16 protein-coding genes are annotated in these 16,790 nt (G+C 64.7%); 6 read left to right on the top strand and 10 right to left on the bottom strand.

The features are described from left to right. Positions 1 to 15: 15 nt before the first annotated feature. Both pssA and ilvC read right to left on the bottom strand, forming a co-directional pair. Positions 16 to 882 carry a CDP-diacylglycerol--serine O-phosphatidyltransferase gene (gene pssA, locus SCI24_RS06205; protein ID WP_318724546.1) on the bottom strand — a complete coding sequence of 289 codons (867 nt, stop codon included), beginning with the start codon at positions 880 to 882 and terminating at the stop codon, positions 16 to 18. 166 nt (positions 883 to 1,048) lie between these two features. Then, on the bottom strand, positions 1,049 to 2,065 hold the full coding sequence (gene ilvC / locus SCI24_RS06200; protein WP_318724545.1) for a ketol-acid reductoisomerase: 1,017 nt from the start codon (positions 2,063 to 2,065) through the stop codon (positions 1,049 to 1,051). Between the two features lie 176 nt (positions 2,066 to 2,241). Between ilvC and ilvY the strand changes: the two genes are divergently transcribed. After that, positions 2,242 to 3,132: an HTH-type transcriptional activator IlvY gene (ilvY, locus tag SCI24_RS06195; RefSeq protein ID WP_318724549.1), complete on the top strand. Its 891-nt coding sequence runs from the start codon at positions 2,242 to 2,244 to the stop codon at positions 3,130 to 3,132. A gap of 75 nt (positions 3,133 to 3,207) precedes the next feature. On the opposite strand, the gene ilvN is transcribed toward ilvY, so the two are convergent. The 5 genes from ilvN to rluD form a co-directional block, all read right to left on the bottom strand. Next, positions 3,208 to 3,699 carry an acetolactate synthase small subunit gene (gene ilvN / locus SCI24_RS06190; RefSeq protein WP_040183026.1) on the bottom strand — a complete coding sequence of 164 codons (492 nt, stop codon included), beginning with the start codon at positions 3,697 to 3,699 and terminating at the stop codon, positions 3,208 to 3,210. Then, positions 3,699 to 5,423, bottom strand: a complete 1,725-nt coding sequence (locus SCI24_RS06185) for an acetolactate synthase 3 large subunit (RefSeq protein WP_318724544.1) — start codon at positions 5,421 to 5,423, stop codon at positions 3,699 to 3,701. The genes ilvN and SCI24_RS06185 overlap by 1 nt, the downstream gene beginning before the upstream one ends. A 541-nt stretch (positions 5,424 to 5,964) precedes the next feature. Beyond that, entirely contained in the window at positions 5,965 to 8,547 is a 2,583-nt protein-coding gene (clpB, locus tag SCI24_RS06180; RefSeq protein WP_318724543.1) for an ATP-dependent chaperone ClpB, read from the bottom strand. A gap of 259 nt (positions 8,548 to 8,806) precedes the next feature. Next, complete coding sequence (gene pgeF / locus SCI24_RS06175) at positions 8,807 to 9,562, bottom strand: peptidoglycan editing factor PgeF (protein WP_133636828.1); 756 nt, start codon at positions 9,560 to 9,562, stop codon at positions 8,807 to 8,809. Between the two features lie 10 nt (positions 9,563 to 9,572). Next, entirely contained in the window at positions 9,573 to 10,532 is a 960-nt protein-coding gene (rluD, locus tag SCI24_RS06170) for a 23S rRNA pseudouridine(1911/1915/1917) synthase RluD (protein ID WP_318724542.1), read from the bottom strand. 125 nt (positions 10,533 to 10,657) lie between these two features. Here rluD and SCI24_RS06165 point away from each other — a divergent pair, with 125 nt between their 5' ends. Next, on the top strand, positions 10,658 to 11,473 hold the full coding sequence (locus SCI24_RS06165; protein WP_318724541.1) for an outer membrane protein assembly factor BamD: 816 nt from the start codon (positions 10,658 to 10,660) through the stop codon (positions 11,471 to 11,473). On the opposite strand, the gene SCI24_RS06160 is transcribed toward SCI24_RS06165, so the two are convergent. Continuing rightward, positions 11,448 to 11,708: a hypothetical protein gene (locus SCI24_RS06160; protein ID WP_318724540.1), complete on the bottom strand. Its 261-nt coding sequence runs from the start codon at positions 11,706 to 11,708 to the stop codon at positions 11,448 to 11,450. The genes SCI24_RS06165 and SCI24_RS06160 overlap by 26 nt on opposite strands. Here SCI24_RS06160 and SCI24_RS06155 point away from each other — a divergent pair. Next, a complete protein-coding gene (locus SCI24_RS06155; protein WP_318724539.1) occupies positions 11,707 to 11,973 on the top strand; it encodes a BrnT family toxin in 267 nt (88 codons plus the stop codon). The two genes, SCI24_RS06160 and SCI24_RS06155, sit on opposite strands and share 2 nt — an antisense overlap. After that, entirely contained in the window at positions 11,960 to 12,196 is a 237-nt protein-coding gene (brnA, locus tag SCI24_RS06150; RefSeq protein ID WP_282734438.1) for a type II toxin-antitoxin system BrnA family antitoxin, read from the top strand. The genes SCI24_RS06155 and brnA overlap by 14 nt, the downstream gene beginning before the upstream one ends. 87 nt (positions 12,197 to 12,283) lie before the next feature. On the opposite strand, the gene SCI24_RS06145 is transcribed toward brnA, so the two are convergent. Continuing rightward, on the bottom strand, positions 12,284 to 13,915 hold the full coding sequence (locus SCI24_RS06145; protein ID WP_318724538.1) for an NAD+ synthase: 1,632 nt from the start codon (positions 13,913 to 13,915) through the stop codon (positions 12,284 to 12,286). 101 nt (positions 13,916 to 14,016) lie between these two features. Between SCI24_RS06145 and SCI24_RS06140 the strand changes: the two genes are divergently transcribed. Beyond that, on the top strand, positions 14,017 to 14,331 hold the full coding sequence (locus SCI24_RS06140; RefSeq protein ID WP_318724537.1) for a PP0621 family protein: 315 nt from the start codon (positions 14,017 to 14,019) through the stop codon (positions 14,329 to 14,331). A gap of 185 nt (positions 14,332 to 14,516) precedes the next feature. Continuing rightward, a complete protein-coding gene (locus tag SCI24_RS06135; RefSeq protein WP_318724536.1) occupies positions 14,517 to 15,050 on the top strand; it encodes a GspH/FimT family pseudopilin in 534 nt (177 codons plus the stop codon). Between the two features lie 97 nt (positions 15,051 to 15,147). Here the strand turns inward: SCI24_RS06135 and SCI24_RS06130 are convergent, their stop codons facing one another. After that, positions 15,148 to 16,758 (bottom strand): PilX N-terminal domain-containing pilus assembly protein, encoded by a 1,611-nt coding sequence (locus SCI24_RS06130; RefSeq protein WP_318724535.1) that lies wholly within the window; start codon positions 16,756 to 16,758, stop codon positions 15,148 to 15,150. Positions 16,759 to 16,790: the final 32 nt, after the last annotated feature.

Below are 16,790 nucleotides of genomic sequence, written 5' to 3'. Positions count from 1 at the left end.
GGGGGGAGACCCGGTTCAGTGCGTGGACGGCGAGTGCTTAAGCTTACGCATCACCGCCATCACCGGGCCGGAGACCACGTAGGCACCGAACAGCAGCAGCAGCATCACCGAGGGCTCGATGGAGATGACCACGAAGCCCAGCACGATGGCCAGCAGGAAGACGAAGGGCACCGGCCCCTTGAGGTCCACGTCCTTGAAGCTGTAGTAGCGGATGTTGCTGACCATCAGGATCCCCGCGGCGCCCACCACGAAGAGCATCAGCAGCTTGAAGCCGAAGGCATCGGCATCGAAGCTGTGGAAGGTCCAGACACTGGCCGCGACCAGGGCCGCCGCCGAGGGACTGGGCAGGCCGATGAACCACTTCTTGTCGACGCTGCCGATCTGCACGTTGAAGCGCGCCAGCCGCAGGGCGGCACAGGCGACGTAGAGGAAGGCCACCACCCAGCCGGTCTTGCCGATGTCCTGCAGGATCCAGGTGAAGGCCACCAGCGCCGGGGCCATTCCGAAGGAGATCATGTCGGAGAGGCTGTCGTACTCGGCGCCGAAGGCACTCTGGGTGTTGGTCATGCGGGCCACGCGACCGTCCAGGCCGTCGAGCACCATGGCGATGAAGATCGCCACCGCCGCGGCGGTGAAATCGCCGTTGATGCCCGCCACCACGGCGAAGAAACCGGCAAAGAGGGCGGAGGTGGTGAAGAGGTTGGGCAGCAGGTAGATACCCTTGCGCCGCACCTTCCTGCCGTCCTCCATCGATTCCTCGATCACCTCCGTCTCGCGCACGAAGGCGGTGGCCAGGTCCTCCTCCGCGGAGGACGCCTGGCGCTCCGGCTCGGCAGCGGCCTGCGACATGTCATGCTCGGTCTTGCGGGGGTCCTGACTCATGCGTTTCGTCCATTGCCGGAATGAGGTCGCCCTCGGGCGATAGGGTCATTCTACACGCCCGCCAGCCCCCCACAACGCCGCACGCCACGGCCGCTGAACGCACAACGCACAACGCACGAGGGCGCGGAATCCCGCGCCCTCGCATCAGCCGGAACGGATCGGGAGATCAGTTCTTCGACTTGTCGACCAGCTGGTTGGCGGCGATCCACGGCATCATGCCGCGAAGCTTCTCGCCGACCTGCTCGATCTGGTGCTCGGCATTCAGGCGGCGACGCGCGGTCATCGAGGGGTAGTTGCTGTTGCCCTCCTGGATGAACATCTTGGCGTACTCGCCGGTCTGGATGCGCTTGAGCGCATTGCGCATGGCGGCGCGGGACTGCTCGTTGATGACCTCGGTGCCGGTCACGTACTCGCCATACTCCGCGTTGTTGGAGATGGAGTAGTTCATGTTGGCGATGCCGCCCTCGTACATCAGGTCGACGATCAGCTTGAGCTCGTGCAGACACTCGAAGTAGGCCATCTCCGGGGCGTAGCCCGCCTCGGTCAGGGTCTCGAAGCCGGCCTTGACCAGCTCCACGGCGCCGCCGCACAGCACGGCCTGCTCGCCGAAGAGGTCGGTCTCGGTCTCGTCCTTGAAGGTGGTCTCGATGATGCCGCTACGACCACCGCCGATGGCCGCCGCATAGGAGAGCGAGAGTTCCTTGGCACTGCCGGTGGCGTCCTGATGGATGGCGATCAGGTCCGGGATGCCGCCGCCGCGCACGAACTCGGAGCGAACGGTGTGGCCCGGGGCCTTGGGCGCGATCATCACCACGTCCAGGTCGGCGCGCGGCTCGATCTGGTTGTAGTGGATGTTGAAGCCGTGAGCGAAGGCCAGGGTGGCGCCCTGCGCCAGGTTCGGTGCGACCTGGGTTTCGTAGATCGCCTTCTGGTTCTCGTCCGGTGCCAGGATCATCACCACGTCAGCGTTCTTGCTGGCTTCCTCCACGGAGGCGACCTTGAGGCCGGCGGCCTCGGCCTTGGCCGCGGAGGAGGAGCCTTCGCGCAGGGCCACGGTGACGTCGACACCGGACTCCTTGAGATTATTGGCGTGGGCATGGCCCTGTGAACCGTAGCCCACGATGGCCACCTTCTTGCCCTGGATGAGGGAGAGGTCGCAGTCCTTGTCGTAGTAGACGCGCATAGGGGGTCTCCTGAACGTAATAGCGTGGAATCGAGGTCAGCGTTGATGGCCACCCGCGCCGTCTGTCGCGGCGCTGGGATTCGTTGCAGCCGATGGGGTCACCTTACGCCAGCCCTTGCGTTGCGTAAAACGCGATATTTGCAATGTCACATCCCGAAACATGCAATACTGGCGACATGGACATGCGCCCCCTCAAGCACTTCCTCGCCCTGGCCGAGACCCTGCACTTCGGCCGCGCCAGCGAGGCCTGCTACGTCAGCCCCTCGACGCTCTCACGCACCATCCGCCAGCTCGAGGAGAACCTGGGCGGCGTGCGCCTCTTCGAGCGCGACAACCGCCATGTGGTGCTGACCCGCCAGGGTCGCACCTTCCAGGGCTATGCCCGGGACACCCTGGAGGAGTGGGAACGGCTGCGCCAATCGCTGATGAGCGAGGCGCGTACCCTCACCGGCGAGATCAGCATCTACTGCTCGGTGACCGCCAGCTACAGCTTCCTCTACGAGTTGCTCAGCGAGTTCCGCACCCGCCATCCCGGCATCGAGCTCAAGCTGCACACCGGGGACCCGGCCCAGTCCCTGCCGCGGGTGCTGGCCGGCAACGAGGACATGGCGATCACCCCGCGGCCGCGCCAGGCCCCCGACGCCCTGGCCTTCAAGTCGCTGACCCGCTCGCCGCTGGTGTTCATCGCCCCCCACGAGGCCCATGACTGGATCCCCCCCACGCCGGAGTCGCCCTCCGCCGAGCAGTGGCGCGAGGTGCCGATGATCCTCTCCGAGGCCGGCCTGTCGCGCCAGTTCAGCGACACCTGGTTCCGCGCCCTTGGCGTGGCGCCACGGATCTATGCCCAGGTGGCGGGCCACGAGGCGATCGTCAGCATGGTGGGGCTGGGGTTCGGCGTCGGCGTGGTGCCGCGCATCGTGCTCGACACCAGCCCCCTGGCGGAGCGGGTCAGGGTCCTGCCGGTCAAGCCGGAACTGCCCCACTACGATGTCGGGCTCTGCGTGCTCGAGCGCCGCCTGAAGAGCCCGTTGATTGCCGCCCTCTGGGACGAGGTCGTGGAGCACTGACACAGCACCAAAAAGCAAAGGCCGCCCCGAGGGGCGGCCTTTGCGGTACCGCGGATGTCACTCTTTCAGGAACCGCTACAGGGACAGCACCTTGTCGCCGCGGGCAATCCCCGACACCCCGGTGCGCGCCACCTCGAGGATGCCCACCGGCGCCATGGCCTGCAGGAAGGCGTCCAGCTTGCCGGCGTCGCCGGTGATCTGCACCGTGTAGAGGCTCGGCGTCACGTCGACGATCTGCGCGCGGAAGATGTCCACGGTGCGCTTCACCTCGTCGCGGGCCGCGCCCAGCGCCTTGACCTTGACCAGCATCAGCTCGCGCTCGATGTGGTTGCCCTCGGTCAGGTCCACCAGCTTGACCACGTCGATCAGCTTGTTGAGGTGCTTGGTGATCTGCTCGATCACCCGGTCATCCCCCACGGTGGTCACGGTCAGCCGCGACAGGCTCGGGTCCTCGGTGGGGGCCACGTTCAACGTTTCGATGTTGAAGTTGCGCTGGGAGAACAGCCCCACCACGCGTGACAGGGCGCCCGGTTCGTTTTCCATCAGAATCGAGATGATATGGCGCATCAGGTCCGCTCCGTCTTGGAAAGCAGCATGTCACGCATGGAGCCCAGGGGCACCTGCATCGGATAGACGTGCTCGTGCGGGTCGACGAGGACATCGAGGAACACCAGCTCGTGCGTGTCGGCAAAGGCGCGTTCCAGTGCCGGCTCGAGATCCGCCAGTGTCTCCACCCGCAGCGCGGTGAAGCCATATGCTTCGATCAACTGCTGGAAGTCGGGCAGTGACTCCATGTAGGAGTGCGCATGGCGGGACTTGTAGTTGAGGTCCTGCCACTGGCGCACCATGCCCAGCGAGGCGTTGTTGAGGTTGACGATCTTCACCCCGCCACCGAACTGCTTACAGGTCGAGAGCTCCTGCATCATCATCTGGAAGCTGCCCTCGCCGGTGACGCAGATCACCTGCTCCTCCGGGAAGTTGTGCTTGATGCCCATGGCCGCCGGGAAGCCGAAGCCCATGGTGCCCAGCCCCCCGGAGGTGATGAAGCGGTTGGGCTTGTCGAACTTGTAGTACTGGGCCGCGAACATCTGGTGCTGGCCCACGTCGGTGGTCACGTAGGCCTCGCCGCGGGTCACCCGGCACAGCGCCTCGATCACCTCCTGGGGCTTGATCGGCTCGCCGGGCTTCGAGGGCTCATAGAGCTTGCCCGTGCGCTCCTCGCGCCAGCCCTCGATCTGCTTCCACCAGTCGGCCAGGGCCTCGGGATTGGCGATCTCCTTGCCCTGCACCATGCTGATCATCTCGTTGATCACGCTGCCGGCCGGGCCGACGATGGGCACGTCCGCCCGCACCGTCTTGGAGACCGAACTCGGGTCGATGTCCACATGGATGATCTTGGCGGTGGGGCAGAACTTCGAGGTGTTGTTGGTGACGCGGTCGTCGAAGCGCGCGCCGATGGCGATGATCAGGTCGGCATGGTGCATGGCCATGTTCGACTCATAGGAGCCGTGCATGCCCAGCCAGCCCAGGCACTGGCGATCGCTCTGCGGGTAGGAGCCGATGCCCATCAGGGTGGTGGTGATGGGATAGCCCAGCCGCTGGACCAGGTCGGTCAGCCCCTCGCTGGCGTTGCCGGTGACCACGCCCCCGCCGGTATAGAAGACCGGGCGCCGGGCCTTGAGCATCAGCTCCACGGCCTTCTTGATCTGGCCGGTGTGGCCGCGGGTGACCGGGTTGTACGAGCGCATCTTCACCTTCTTGGGATAGACGTACTCGTAGCGCTCGGTGGGCGCGGTCATGTCCTTGGGAATGTCCACCACCACCGGGCCGGGCCGGCCGGTCGCGGCCAGGTAGTAGGCCTTCTTGAGGACTTCCGGAATCTCGGTCGGGTGCCGGATCGAGAAGCTGTGCTTCACGATCGGCCGGGTCACGCCGATGATGTCGGTCTCCTGGAAGGCGTCGTCGCCGATCAGGTGGCTCATCACCTGGCCGCACAGCACCACCATGGGGATCGAGTCCATGTAGGCGGTGGCGATGCCGGTGACGGCGTTGGTCGCCCCGGGGCCTGAGGTGACCAGCACCGTGCCCGGCTTGCCGGAGGCCCGGGCATAGCCGTCGGCGGCGTGGGTGGCCGCCTGTTCATGGCGAACCAGGATGTGCTTGACCTTGTCCTGGCGGAACAGCGCGTCGTAGATGTGCAGCGCTGCCCCTCCGGGATACCCATAGATGTATTCGACGCCCTCGTCCTGGAGGAAGCGGGCAATCATGTCTGCGCCGGAAAGCAGTTCCACAGATGTATCTCCCCTGGAGGTCTCGAGTGCGATCCGCGCCCACCGTGTGGACACGAAGTCGAGTGCGGCGGTATGCCGCTGCCGGCCGTGCCGGCACCTGATGCCAAACCCTGGCAGTAAGGGCCCTGTTGGGGCCTGCACTCTCATCACGGCGGATTGCCGCGTCGGGGCGTTGGCCGACCCGGGCGGTTGGCCCGGAGCCGGAAGTCCTTCGGCGGGTAGAGGCGCTCGGCCCACCCTTCGCGCGGGAATGGGGGGTTGCCCGCTGGAGTCCGCGCCCGTATCAGGAACGCTCAAGATTCCATTAGCACTGTGGAAGTGTCAACCGCGGAAACAGCGTGGGTAGCCCATGATGGGCCATCCGGCAAGGTAGTCGTGCCACCCGGGCCACCACAAAAGAGCCCGTCCACTCGCGGGGAGGGACGGGCAAGGGGGTTACAGGACGCAACCTGAATCTCAGTGTAGCCCGATACCGCCCGGTCGCCCGGGCGGCAAGGTAACGCTTTGTGGCGCAGTGTGACGCCGCTTTACGGCCTGTGCCTCAGCTCTGGAACACCAGCTGGTCGCCTTCCGCCTCCACATGGATGACGTCGCCCGGCGAGAACTTCCCGGCCAGCAGGTCCTGGGCCAGCGGGTTCTCGATGCGCGCCTGGATCGCCCGCTTGAGCGGCCGCGCCCCGAACACCGGGTCGAAGCCCGCCTCGGCCAGCAGGGCCAGCGCCGCCTCGCTGACCTCGAGGGAGAGGTCGTGCTCGGCGAGCCGTGCGCGCAGGCGGTCGAGCTGGATCTCGGCGATGGCCTGGATCTGCGCCTGGCCGAGGGCGTGGAAGACCACCACCTCGTCGATGCGGTTGATCAGCTCGGGGCGGAAGTGGTCGCCGACCACCGCCATCACCATCTCCTTCATCTGGGCGTAGTCCGAGTCGTCGCCGCCCATGCGCTGGATGATGTCCGAACCCATGTTGGAAGTCATCACGATCACCGTGTTGCGAAAGTCCACGGTACGCCCCTGGCCATCGGTGAGGCGGCCATCCTCCAGCACCTGCAGCAGGATGTTGAAGACGTCGGCATGGGCCTTCTCCACCTCGTCGAGCAGCAGCACCGAGTAGGGCTTGCGGCGAACCGCCTCGGTCAGGTAGCCGCCCTCCTCGTAGCCGACATAGCCGGGAGGGGCGCCGATCAGCCGCGCCACGGAGTGCTTCTCCATGAACTCCGACATGTCGATGCGTACCATTGCCTCCTCGGTGTCGAAGAGGAAGTTGGCCAGCGACTTGCAGAGTTCCGTCTTGCCCACCCCGGTGGGGCCGAGGAACAGGAAGGAGCCGTTGGGCCGGTTGGGGTCGGCGAGACCCGCCCGGGAGCGGCGCACGGCGTTGGCCACGGCGGTCACCGCCTCGTCCTGGCCGATCACCCGCTCGTGCAGTGCCTCCTCCATGCGCAGCAGCTTGTCGCGCTCGCCCTCGAGCATCTTGGCCACCGGGATGCCGGTCCAGCGCGAGACCACCTCGGCGATCTCCTCCTCGGTGACGTTGGAGCGCAGCAGCTGGTGCTTGGAGGTATCGGCCTCACCCTCCCCGGCCTCGGCGATCTTCTTCTCCAGGTCGGGAATTATTCCATACTTGAGCTCCGACATGCGGCCATAGTCATTTTGTCGGCGCGCCTGCTCCAGGTCGATGCGGGCCTTGTCGAGCTCGTCTCTGAATTTGGCCGCGCCCTGGATACTGGCCTTCTCGGCCTTCCAGATCTCGTCGAGGTCGGCGTACTCGCGCTCGAGCTCGCCGATCTGCTCCTCCAGGCTCTCGAGACGCTTCTTCGAGGCCTCGTCGGTCTCCTTCTTGAGGTGCTCGCGCTCCATCTTCAGCTGGATCAGCCGGCGGTCGAGGCGGTCCATCTCCTCGGGCTTGGAGTCGAGCTCCATGCGGATGCGCGAGGAGGCCTCGTCGATCAGGTCGATCGCCTTGTCGGGCAGCTGGCGGTCGGTGATGTAGCGGGTCGAGAGCTTGGCCGCGGCGATGATCGCGCCGTCGGTGATGTCGACACCGTGGTGCACCTCGTAGCGCTCCTTGAGGCCGCGCAGGATCGCCACGGTGTCCTCCTCGGAGGGCTCGTCCACCAGCACCTTCTGGAAGCGGCGCTCCAGGGCGGCGTCCTTCTCGATGTACTTGCGGTACTCGTCCAGGGTGGTGGCGCCCACGCAGTGCAGCTCGCCGCGGGCCAGGGCGGGCTTCAACATGTTGCCGGCATCCATGGAGCCCTCGGCCTTGCCGGCGCCGACCATGGTGTGCAGCTCGTCGATGAAGAGGATCACCCGGCCCTCCTCCTGGGCCAGCTCCTTGAGCACCGACTTGAGGCGCTCCTCGAACTCGCCGCGGAACTTGGCCCCGGCCAGCAGCGCACCCATGTCCAGCGACAGCACGCGCTTGTCCTTGAGCCCTTCCGGCACCTCGCCGTCGACGATGCGCTGGGCCAGGCCCTCGACGATGGCGGTCTTGCCCACCCCGGGCTCGCCGATCAGCACCGGGTTGTTCTTGGTGCGCCGCTGCAGCACCTGGATGGTGCGGCGGATCTCGTCGTCACGGCCGATCACCGGGTCGATCTTGCCGCTGGCCGCCCGCTCGTTGAGGTCCAGGGTGTACTTTTCCAGCGCCTCGCGCTGGTCCTCGGCGTTGGGGTCGTCGACCCTCTCGCCGCCGCGCACGCTGTCGACGGCCGTCTCCAGCGACTTGCGGGTCACCCCGGCCTGGGTCAGCAGCTTGGTCACCGCATGGCCCATCTCCAGCGCGGCCAGCAGCACCAGTTCGCTGGCGATGTATTGGTCGCCTCGCTTCTGGGCCTCGCGGTCGGTGAGGTTGAACAGCTTGATCAGGTCGCGGGAGGGCTGCACCTCGCCATCGAAGTTGGCGACCCTGGGCAGGTCGTCGAGGTGGCCCACCAGGCCGTCGCGCAGCCGGGCGGCATCGCCGCCGGCCTTCTGGATCAGCGCCTTGACGCCAGTATCGGTGGCCTCCAGCAGCGCCAGCAGCAGGTGGCCGGGCTCCAGCTGGTTGTGGCCACGCCCCACGGCCAAGGACTGGGCATCCGCCACGGCGTTCTGCAGCTTGGCAGTGAACTTGTCGAATCGCATTCGCTTTCCTCCATCGGGGTGACGGCGCGGTCGGACGCACCGTTTGGCCCTGTCAATGTGTCTTGACGGTATCAATGGAGACAGCGTGGCCGGCTTTCAAGTCGGCGGCCAGGGAAAGGGCGCGGGGAGTTGACGCTGGTCAAGCGGGCAAGGGGCAAGGGGCAAGGGGCAAGGGGCAAGGGGCAAGCAGGGTGCCCCGGGAGCCGGGACCAGAGAAAGGGTGTCCTTGTAACTTGCTCCTTGAACCTTGTAGCTCGCGTCAGCGCAACCAGATCACGCTGGCCATGCGGCCGGTGAGGCCGTCGTCGCGGCGGTAGGAGTAGAAGCGGGGCTCGCAGGCGGTGCAGAAGTGGCCGCCACTGATATGCGAGACGCCCAGGCGCTCGAGGCGCAGGCGGGCCAGCTTGTAGAGGTCGCCCATGTAGTGGCCGAGCCGGTAGGGGCTGGGGTCGAAGGCCGCCTCGGCCTCCGGGTGCACGCCGACGAAGGCCTGCTGCACCTCGGGGCCGACCTCGAACTGGGCGTTGGAGATCGCCGGGCCCAGCCAGGCCATCAGCTCCTCCGGGGGCAGGCCCATCGCCCCCACGGTGGCCTCGATCACGCCGCCGGCCAGCCCGCGCCAGCCGGCATGGGCCACCGCCACCCGCTCGCCGCGGCGGTCGCAGAGGAACACCGGCAGGCAGTCGGCGGTGAGCACCACGCAGGCGTAGTCGCGGTTCGTGGCCACCGCCGCGTCCGCCTGGGGCCGGGCGTCGGAGTAGGCCTGCTGCACCCGGGCACCGTGCACCTGGTCGAGCCACAGCAGCGGGCGGCCATCGCCGACCTCCTTCTCCAGCTGCCGGCGGCACAGCGCCACGTGGTCCGGGTTGTCGCCAAGGTTCTCGGCGGGATTGAAGGCGGCGAAGGGGCCCTGGCTGGGCCCGGTCTCGCGGGTGGTGACGAAGGCGCCCACGCTCTCCGGCGCCGGCCAGTCGGGCAGGATCGGGGTCGGGCGCAGGTCGAAGGTATCGCTCATCACGGGGTCCTTAGCGCATGGTCTCGCGGTCTTCGCGCAGGTAGTCGAGCAGCATCAGCAGGTCATCCGGCAGCGCCGCGCGGAAGGCCATCCGTTCGCCGCTCGCCGGGTGCACGAAGGCCAGCTTGCGGGCATGCAGCGCCTGGCGGGGAAACTCGCGCAGGATCTCCTTGAGGGTGTCGCCGGCGCCGGCCGGCAGCTTGAGGCGTCCGCCGTAGACCGGGTCACCGATCAGCGGATAGCGCGCATGGGCCATGTGCACCCGGATCTGGTGGGTGCGGCCGGTCTCGAGCTTGCAGCGCACATGGGTATGGGCGCGGAAGCGCTCCACTACCCGGTAGTGGGTCACCGCCGGCTTGCCCGAGGCGTTCACCGCCTGGCGCTTGCGGTCCTTCGGGTGGCGGCCGATGGGAGCGTCCACGGTGCCGCCGGCGGTCATCACCCCGACCACCACGGCATCGTATTCGCGCGAGACGCTGCGCGCCTGGAGCTGCTCGACCAGGGCGGTCTGGGCGGCCAGGGTCCTGGCCACCACCATCAGCCCGCTGGTGTCCTTGTCCAGGCGGTGCACGATGCCCGCCCGGGGAATGGCCGCCAGCGCCGGGTCGTGGTGCAGCAGGGCATTGAGCAGGGTGCCGTCGGGGTTGCCGGCGGCGGGATGCACCACCAGGCCCGGCGGCTTGTCGATCACCAGCACCTCGTCGTCCTCGTACACCACCGTCAGGGGGATGTCCTCGGGCTCGAAGCGGGTGTCGTCCTCGATCTCGGCGGCCAGCGCCAGGGCCTCGCCGCCGTAGACCTTGTCCTTGGGCTTGGCCACTCGGCCGTCCAGGGTCAGGGCCCCGCTCTTGATCCAGGCCTTGAGCCGCTCCCGGGAAAGGTCGGCGAAGAGTTCGGCGGCGGCCTGGTCGAGGCGCAGGCCCGCCATGCGTTCGGGAACGCGATGCTGGGCTTCGAGGGTCTGGGACATGGGTCGGGACAGGGCTCTTTGCGCACCGGGAGCGATGACTGCGTTTCACCGCAAGGTGCTTTATAGTGGGCGGATATCGGCCGATTCTACCACGGCCGTCCGGGTTGTTAGACACGAGGATCACGATGCGCGTTATCACCTCCCCCGCCCGCCTGGCGTCCCTGCTGCTGGCCGGCGTCCTGCTGGCCGGCTGCGCCAGCACCGATTCCCAGGAAGACGAGCTCGACGGTGTCGCCGAACGCCAGCTCTACGAGGAGGGTCGCGAGGCCCTGGAGGATGGCCGTTATACCACCGCCATCAATCGGCTCGAGGCCATCGACACCCGCTTCCCCTTCGGCGAGCATGCCCAGCAGGCGCAGCTGGAGCTGATCTACGCCTACTACGAGACCGACGACTGGGAAGGCACCCGTGCCGCCGCCAGCCGCTTCATCCGCCTGCACCCGGACCACCCGCAGGCGGACTACGCCTACTACATGCGTGGCCTGGCCGCCTGGCAGGCGGGGCGCTTCAGCCTCGAGCGGCTGCGGCTGATCGACATCGCCAAGCGCGACCCGGGCGCCACCCGCGATGCCTACGCCGACTTCCGCGAGCTGATCCAGCGCTACCCGGACAGCCAGTACGCCCCGGACGCCCGGCAGCGCATCGTCTACCTGCGCAACGTGCTGGCCCGCCACGAGCTGCACGTGGCCGACTTCTACCTGCGTAAGGGGGCCTACCTGGCCGCCGTGGAGCGTGGCCGCTGGGTGATCGAGAACTACCCGCAGTCCGAGGCCACCCATGACGCCCTGGCGGTGATGGTGGAGGGTTACCTGGGCCTCGAGATGCGCGACCGCGCCCGCGAGACCCTGCAGGTGCTGATCGACAACGCCCCGAACCACGAGCGCCTGCGCGGCCGCTCCTTCCGCCCGGAGCACGTCAAGGCCGACGCCCTCTCGGCCTGACGCCGCCGAGCAGGTTAATGCCGCCGTCGTGGCCGACATCAACAAGAAACCCCGCCCAGTCAGAGCTCGGCGGGGTTTCTGTTTTCCGTCTGGACACCGGCTGCCGGTCACCGAACTGCTTGGCGCCGAGCACCGTGACCACTTCCCAGGCAGGCAAAAGCAGCACCGATACTTGTACCCCGCCTCGAACAAATACCTTTTCCATGGATATGGAAAAGGTATACTTTTTACTCATGGACGCCTTCGAGTTCGACTCGCGCAAGAGCGAAGCTAACCGGCACAAGCACGGCATCGACTTTGTCGAGGCCCAGCGTCTCTGGGAAGACCCGGACTTGCTTGAGATCACGGCAAAGACTCTGGATGAGCCACGTTTCGTCGTGATTGGCAGGATCGATGGCAAGCACTGGTCCGGCATCATCACGTACCGCGGTAGACGCATTCGCCTGATCTCGGTCAGACGTTCGCGCAGCAGTGAGGTAGCCCTCTATGAAAGCCCATGATCTCGATAACCGCTTCGATGAAGGTGACGACATCATCGATGAGCTCGACCTGTCGCAAGCCAGTCGTCCGCTCAGAAAGCAGAAGCGCGTCAACGTCGACTTCCCGACATGGATGATCGACTCGCTGGACCGGGAAGCCGCTCGTCTCGGCGTCACCCGTCAGTCCATCATCAAGATCTGGCTGGCCGAGCGCCTGGAGCAGCATGGCTCGCATTCGCACTGACCCTGCCCCCTGACAGCAGAACGCCACCGCCCGAAAGGGGGTGGCGTTTCTCGTTTCTATTGGCCCGGTGCTTGCAACTTGGCGCCGTCAGTCCCCCGGCTGCCAGCCGTTGACGATCGGGTAGCGGCGGTCGCGGCCGAAGCCGCGGCGGGTGACGCGCACCCCCACCGGTGCCTGGCGGCGCTTGTACTCGCAGCGGTCCACCAGCTTGACCACCTTGTAGACGTCCTCGCGCTCGAACCCCGCCTCGATGATCGCCTCGGCGCTCATGTCGCCCTCGATGTAGCGCACCAGGATGGCGTCGAGCACGTCGTAGTCCGGCAGGCTGTCGCTGTCCTGCTGGTCCGGGGCGAGCTCCGCGGTAGGCGGCCGCTCGATGACCCGCTCGGGGATCGCCGGCGACTGGGCGTTGCGCCAGCGCGCCAGGCGGTAGACCCAGGTCTTGTAGACATCCTTGATGGCGTTGTAGCCGCCGACCATGTCGCCGTAGAGGGTGGCGTAGCCCACCGCCATCTCGCTCTTGTTGCCGGTGGTCAGCACCATCAGGCCCTTCTTGTTGGAGATTGCCATCAACAGCACGCCACGGCAGCGCGACTGCAGATTCTCCTCGGTGGTGTCCCGCTCGGTGCCGGCGAAGCTCTCGGCCAGGGTCGTCATGAACGCCTCGACCATCGGCTCGATGGGCAGCACCTCGTAGCCCACGCCCAGCAGCTCGGCCTGCTCCGCGGCGTCCTGCCGGGAGATGTCCGCCGTGTAGTGGTAGGGCATCATCACCGCGTGGACGCGCTGCGGGCCCAGGGCATCCACGGCGATGGCCAGCGAGAGCGCCGAGTCGATGCCGCCGGAGAGCCCCAGCACCACGCCCTGGAAGCCGCTCTTGTTGACGTAGTCGCGCAGGCCGGTGACCAGCGCGCAGTAGAGGTTCTCCTCCGGCTCGACCTCGGGCTCGGTCTCGCCCGGCTGGGGCACCCAGTGGTGGGCATCGCGCACGAACTGCACCGGCATCAGGCCCACCGCCCAGTGGGGCGCCTGCACCACCAGCTCGCCCTTCGCATCGACGCAGGCCGAGCCGCCATCGAAGACCAGCTCGTCCTGGCCGCCGATCTGGTTGACGTAGACGATGGGCAGCGCCACCTCGCGGGCCCGGGCCTCGAGCAGCGCCAGGCGCTCGGCGGGCTTGTCCTGGTGGAAGGGCGAGGCATTCAGGGTGACCAGTATCTGGGCGCCGGCATCGCGGGCCTGGCGGACCGGCTTCTCGCTCCAGATGTCCTCGCAGATCAGGATGCCGAGCCGGGCGCCCTGGTGCTCCACCACCAGCGGCCGGTTGCCGGTGGCGAAGTAGCGCTGCTCGTCGAACACCTCGTAGTTGGGCAGCGCCTGCTTGGCGTACTCGTCGAGCCACTCGCCGTTGTAGAGCACCCCGGCGAGGTTCCAGGTCTGCCCCTCCCGGCGGCCCGGGTAGCCGACGATGACCATGACGTCGCGGGCCATCTTCTCCGCCATGTGGGCCCGGGCATGACGCAGGCGGGTCTCCATGGAGGGGCGCAGCAGCAGGTCCTCCGGCGGGTAGCCGGTGAGGAAGAGCTCGGGCAGCACCACGATATCGGCACCATGCTCGATGCGCGCCTCGCGTACGGTCTCGATGGCGAGGTCGGCGTTGCCGGGAATGTCGCCGACCAGCGGGTCGAGCTGAGCCATCACCAGGGTCAGGTCTTGCATGGGCTTGGAAATCTCTCGAGAATCGATGGATACCCGCCATTGTCCCGCAAGGGCGGCCGAGTGGCAAAGCCGGCCACCCCCACCTGGGAGTTCCACAAGGAATGAACCTGTTGCTGATTCGCCTGATCATCTTCGCCGTGCTGTTCTTCGCCGGCCTCAAGCTCTACCGCATGTACCGCGAGTGGAAACTCGACCGCGACGGCCCGCAGCGGGAGGGGGGCGACCAGGGCAACCGCATGGTGCGCTGCAGCTGGTGCCAGGTGCACCTGCCCGAGGAGGATGCCCTGCGCGAACGCGGCGACTGGTTCTGCTCCGGCGACCACCGCGACAAGTACCTAGCAGAACGAAAAGAAGAGCAGAAGGAAGAGAAGAAAGAAGAGCAGAGGGAAGAGAACAAGCAGGAAAGGGACGACTGAACAATGACAAGGGCGGGTTCTCCTCGTCCGCGTGATCCTCCCTGCCCTCTCGACCGAGGCTGCCCTCTCAGACTCCCCGCAAGGATGACGCACAACCCTTGTAGGCGATCGCCTACGGCGTGGCATTGCCTCCCGGCTAGCCTGAAGAAAGGACCCACCGAACAGGCCACCGCCGGGAGGGCACCATGCGCCCTGCTGCCAGATATCCGCTTTCTTCTCGCCAACACGGCTTTACGCTGATCGAACTGATCGTCGCCATCGCCGTGCTCGCCATCCTCGTCACCTGGGCTATCCCCAACTTCCAGCGCTTTACCGCCCGAAACGAGGTCGCCGCCGAGGTGATGCGCATCAAGACGGCTTTAGCGCTGGCAAGGAACACGGCGGTGACCAGACGGACGACGATTTCTGTGTGCTCGAGCCCCGGCCCCGATCACGACACCTGCACCTTCGATGACTGGTCGCATCCGTGGGTGGTCGTCGAGGGGAAAGCGACAGGAGGTGACCTGACAGGCGACAGGGTACTGAGGATTCTTGATGGACCTGACAATACGGCCGTCACCTTCAACCGGGATGACCGCCCCGTGAGATTCTCGGCGTTAGGGTGGTCGCAGGGCTACAATGGAACCTTCTCTGTTTGCGCGCAAGGGCACGGAGGCTCAGCCGTCGTCATCAGCAACATAGGCAAGGTACGCTCCGAGAGCAGCACATTTGTATGTTAATGGTTGCTGGCTCGAGCGTGACTCAATCCAGCAGAACAACAGAATCTTAATCCAGTATCGCAATGTCACAACGATGAGCGCAAAAACCAGCTCGTAGTTAGGGGTTGGCTATATCTCCGGGGCTGCTTCCGTCAAGAAATTTTGCAAGATCATCCGGCATATCAAAGGACTGCCTGTAGTCAACAGCATAGTATCCAAGCGGGTTGTCAGCATCCCCGTAAGCCAAAAGTTCGGAGGCTTTTTTTCCATCGGCGGTTGCACCCGTGTCATCGAGAAGTGAAACGGCTTTCTGAAGCTCATCAAGGTTATAAACATACTGTGAATCGCCCCCACCTCCTATTTCCATGGTCTTTTTATCAAAACCACAGATGCCGCTTTCATAACATGAAAGAGTATTGCCATAGGGGTCTGCATCAAACTGAAGGGCTACACCACCATCAATGGGGGCCGAGACTACAGAACCATTGAACTGCCCTTGAGTGCCACCGCCACCAATTACGATGTAATCGCCCAACACAATAATAAGACCATCAAAACTTGGCACACCGTTAAAGGACACATTACCATCGACAATCAGCACCCCGCTGCCGGAAAACTGCCCACTCTTACTGTAATTTACCCGGGGAACACCACCACTCCCACCCACATCCAAATCACTACTTATATCAATGACCTTCTGGGAATCATCTACCGAAACATCTGAGATAAGAGGTGTTACCCCATCGGCTCCCACCCAGATAAAGCTTCCATCATCCGTTACAGGTGTTGCATCAGGATCGTCAGGATCGGCATATGAAAGAACATCGCCAGACTTGGAGGTATCCCATGCCGTAGGCGTAAGAAAAGTAACACCACTTCTTTCATGTGCATCGGCAAGAGTATGGACCACTGCATCAGGAGGGGCAGCTGAACCACCTGGATTGAGCAATGCATTGGCCCATAAGCTGGACCTCAGAGAATCAATATATTCCGCCATCAGCGCAGGATTCTTGAAAATATCGATATCGATCGATGATTGTACGCCACCCACATAATTGCAGAATTTATTGCTGGGTGAATCGATACAAGTCTGGATATCCGGATTGCTATCGGACTCCTCAGCGACTTTACTAACATCCTTATTAGTAATATCTTCTATGAGCGCATCTGCAGCGGCTGGACATCCGACCTGTACTGCTGCTTTCAAGCTCCCAAAAACTTCGGTACCAATGAAATCTGCATTGGAGGTGGGAGGATTGATGATAGTGTCATTTGGGCAATCCAATCCATCTGAAGCAGCCACCAATGCAGCACCAGGGCCCAATGCAAGCTGTGCCTGAAACTGAATGTAACGGTACACGGAAGGATCTTGAATTGTCTCACCGATCGCAACGACATCATAACGGCCGTCACTCACTTCATTATAGTAATAATAGGCTGCAAGATTGTCATAGTCACTGGACCCGTTTCTGAGTCTATTCGTGACGGGAACCAAATCCTCAGCAGGATCACCGTCACCTCTAACAACACCGAGAAACTCATCATTCCACGCCTCTGAAGCGGCAAATTCCGCTGCCATGAAGGCACTACTTGAGGCCCGATAATTACCTGCCATGGATTCTTCAAGCCGAGAGGCCTGATAGCTTGAAAGGCCGAGAATTAAGGTAACTACCAGCAATACAAGGGTGACAAGAAGTGCGGCACCATTTTCTTTACAATGATTCCTCATGACTGAACTCCTCATGCACCGTGGAAAGCTTG

The organism is Halomonas sp., from assembly GCF_033549285.1.
In the GTDB taxonomy this organism is placed as follows: domain Bacteria; phylum Pseudomonadota; class Gammaproteobacteria; order Pseudomonadales; family Halomonadaceae; genus Halomonas.
Note: the sequence above shows the minus strand (reverse complement) of the source record. Positions and strands in the feature narration are given on the sequence as shown.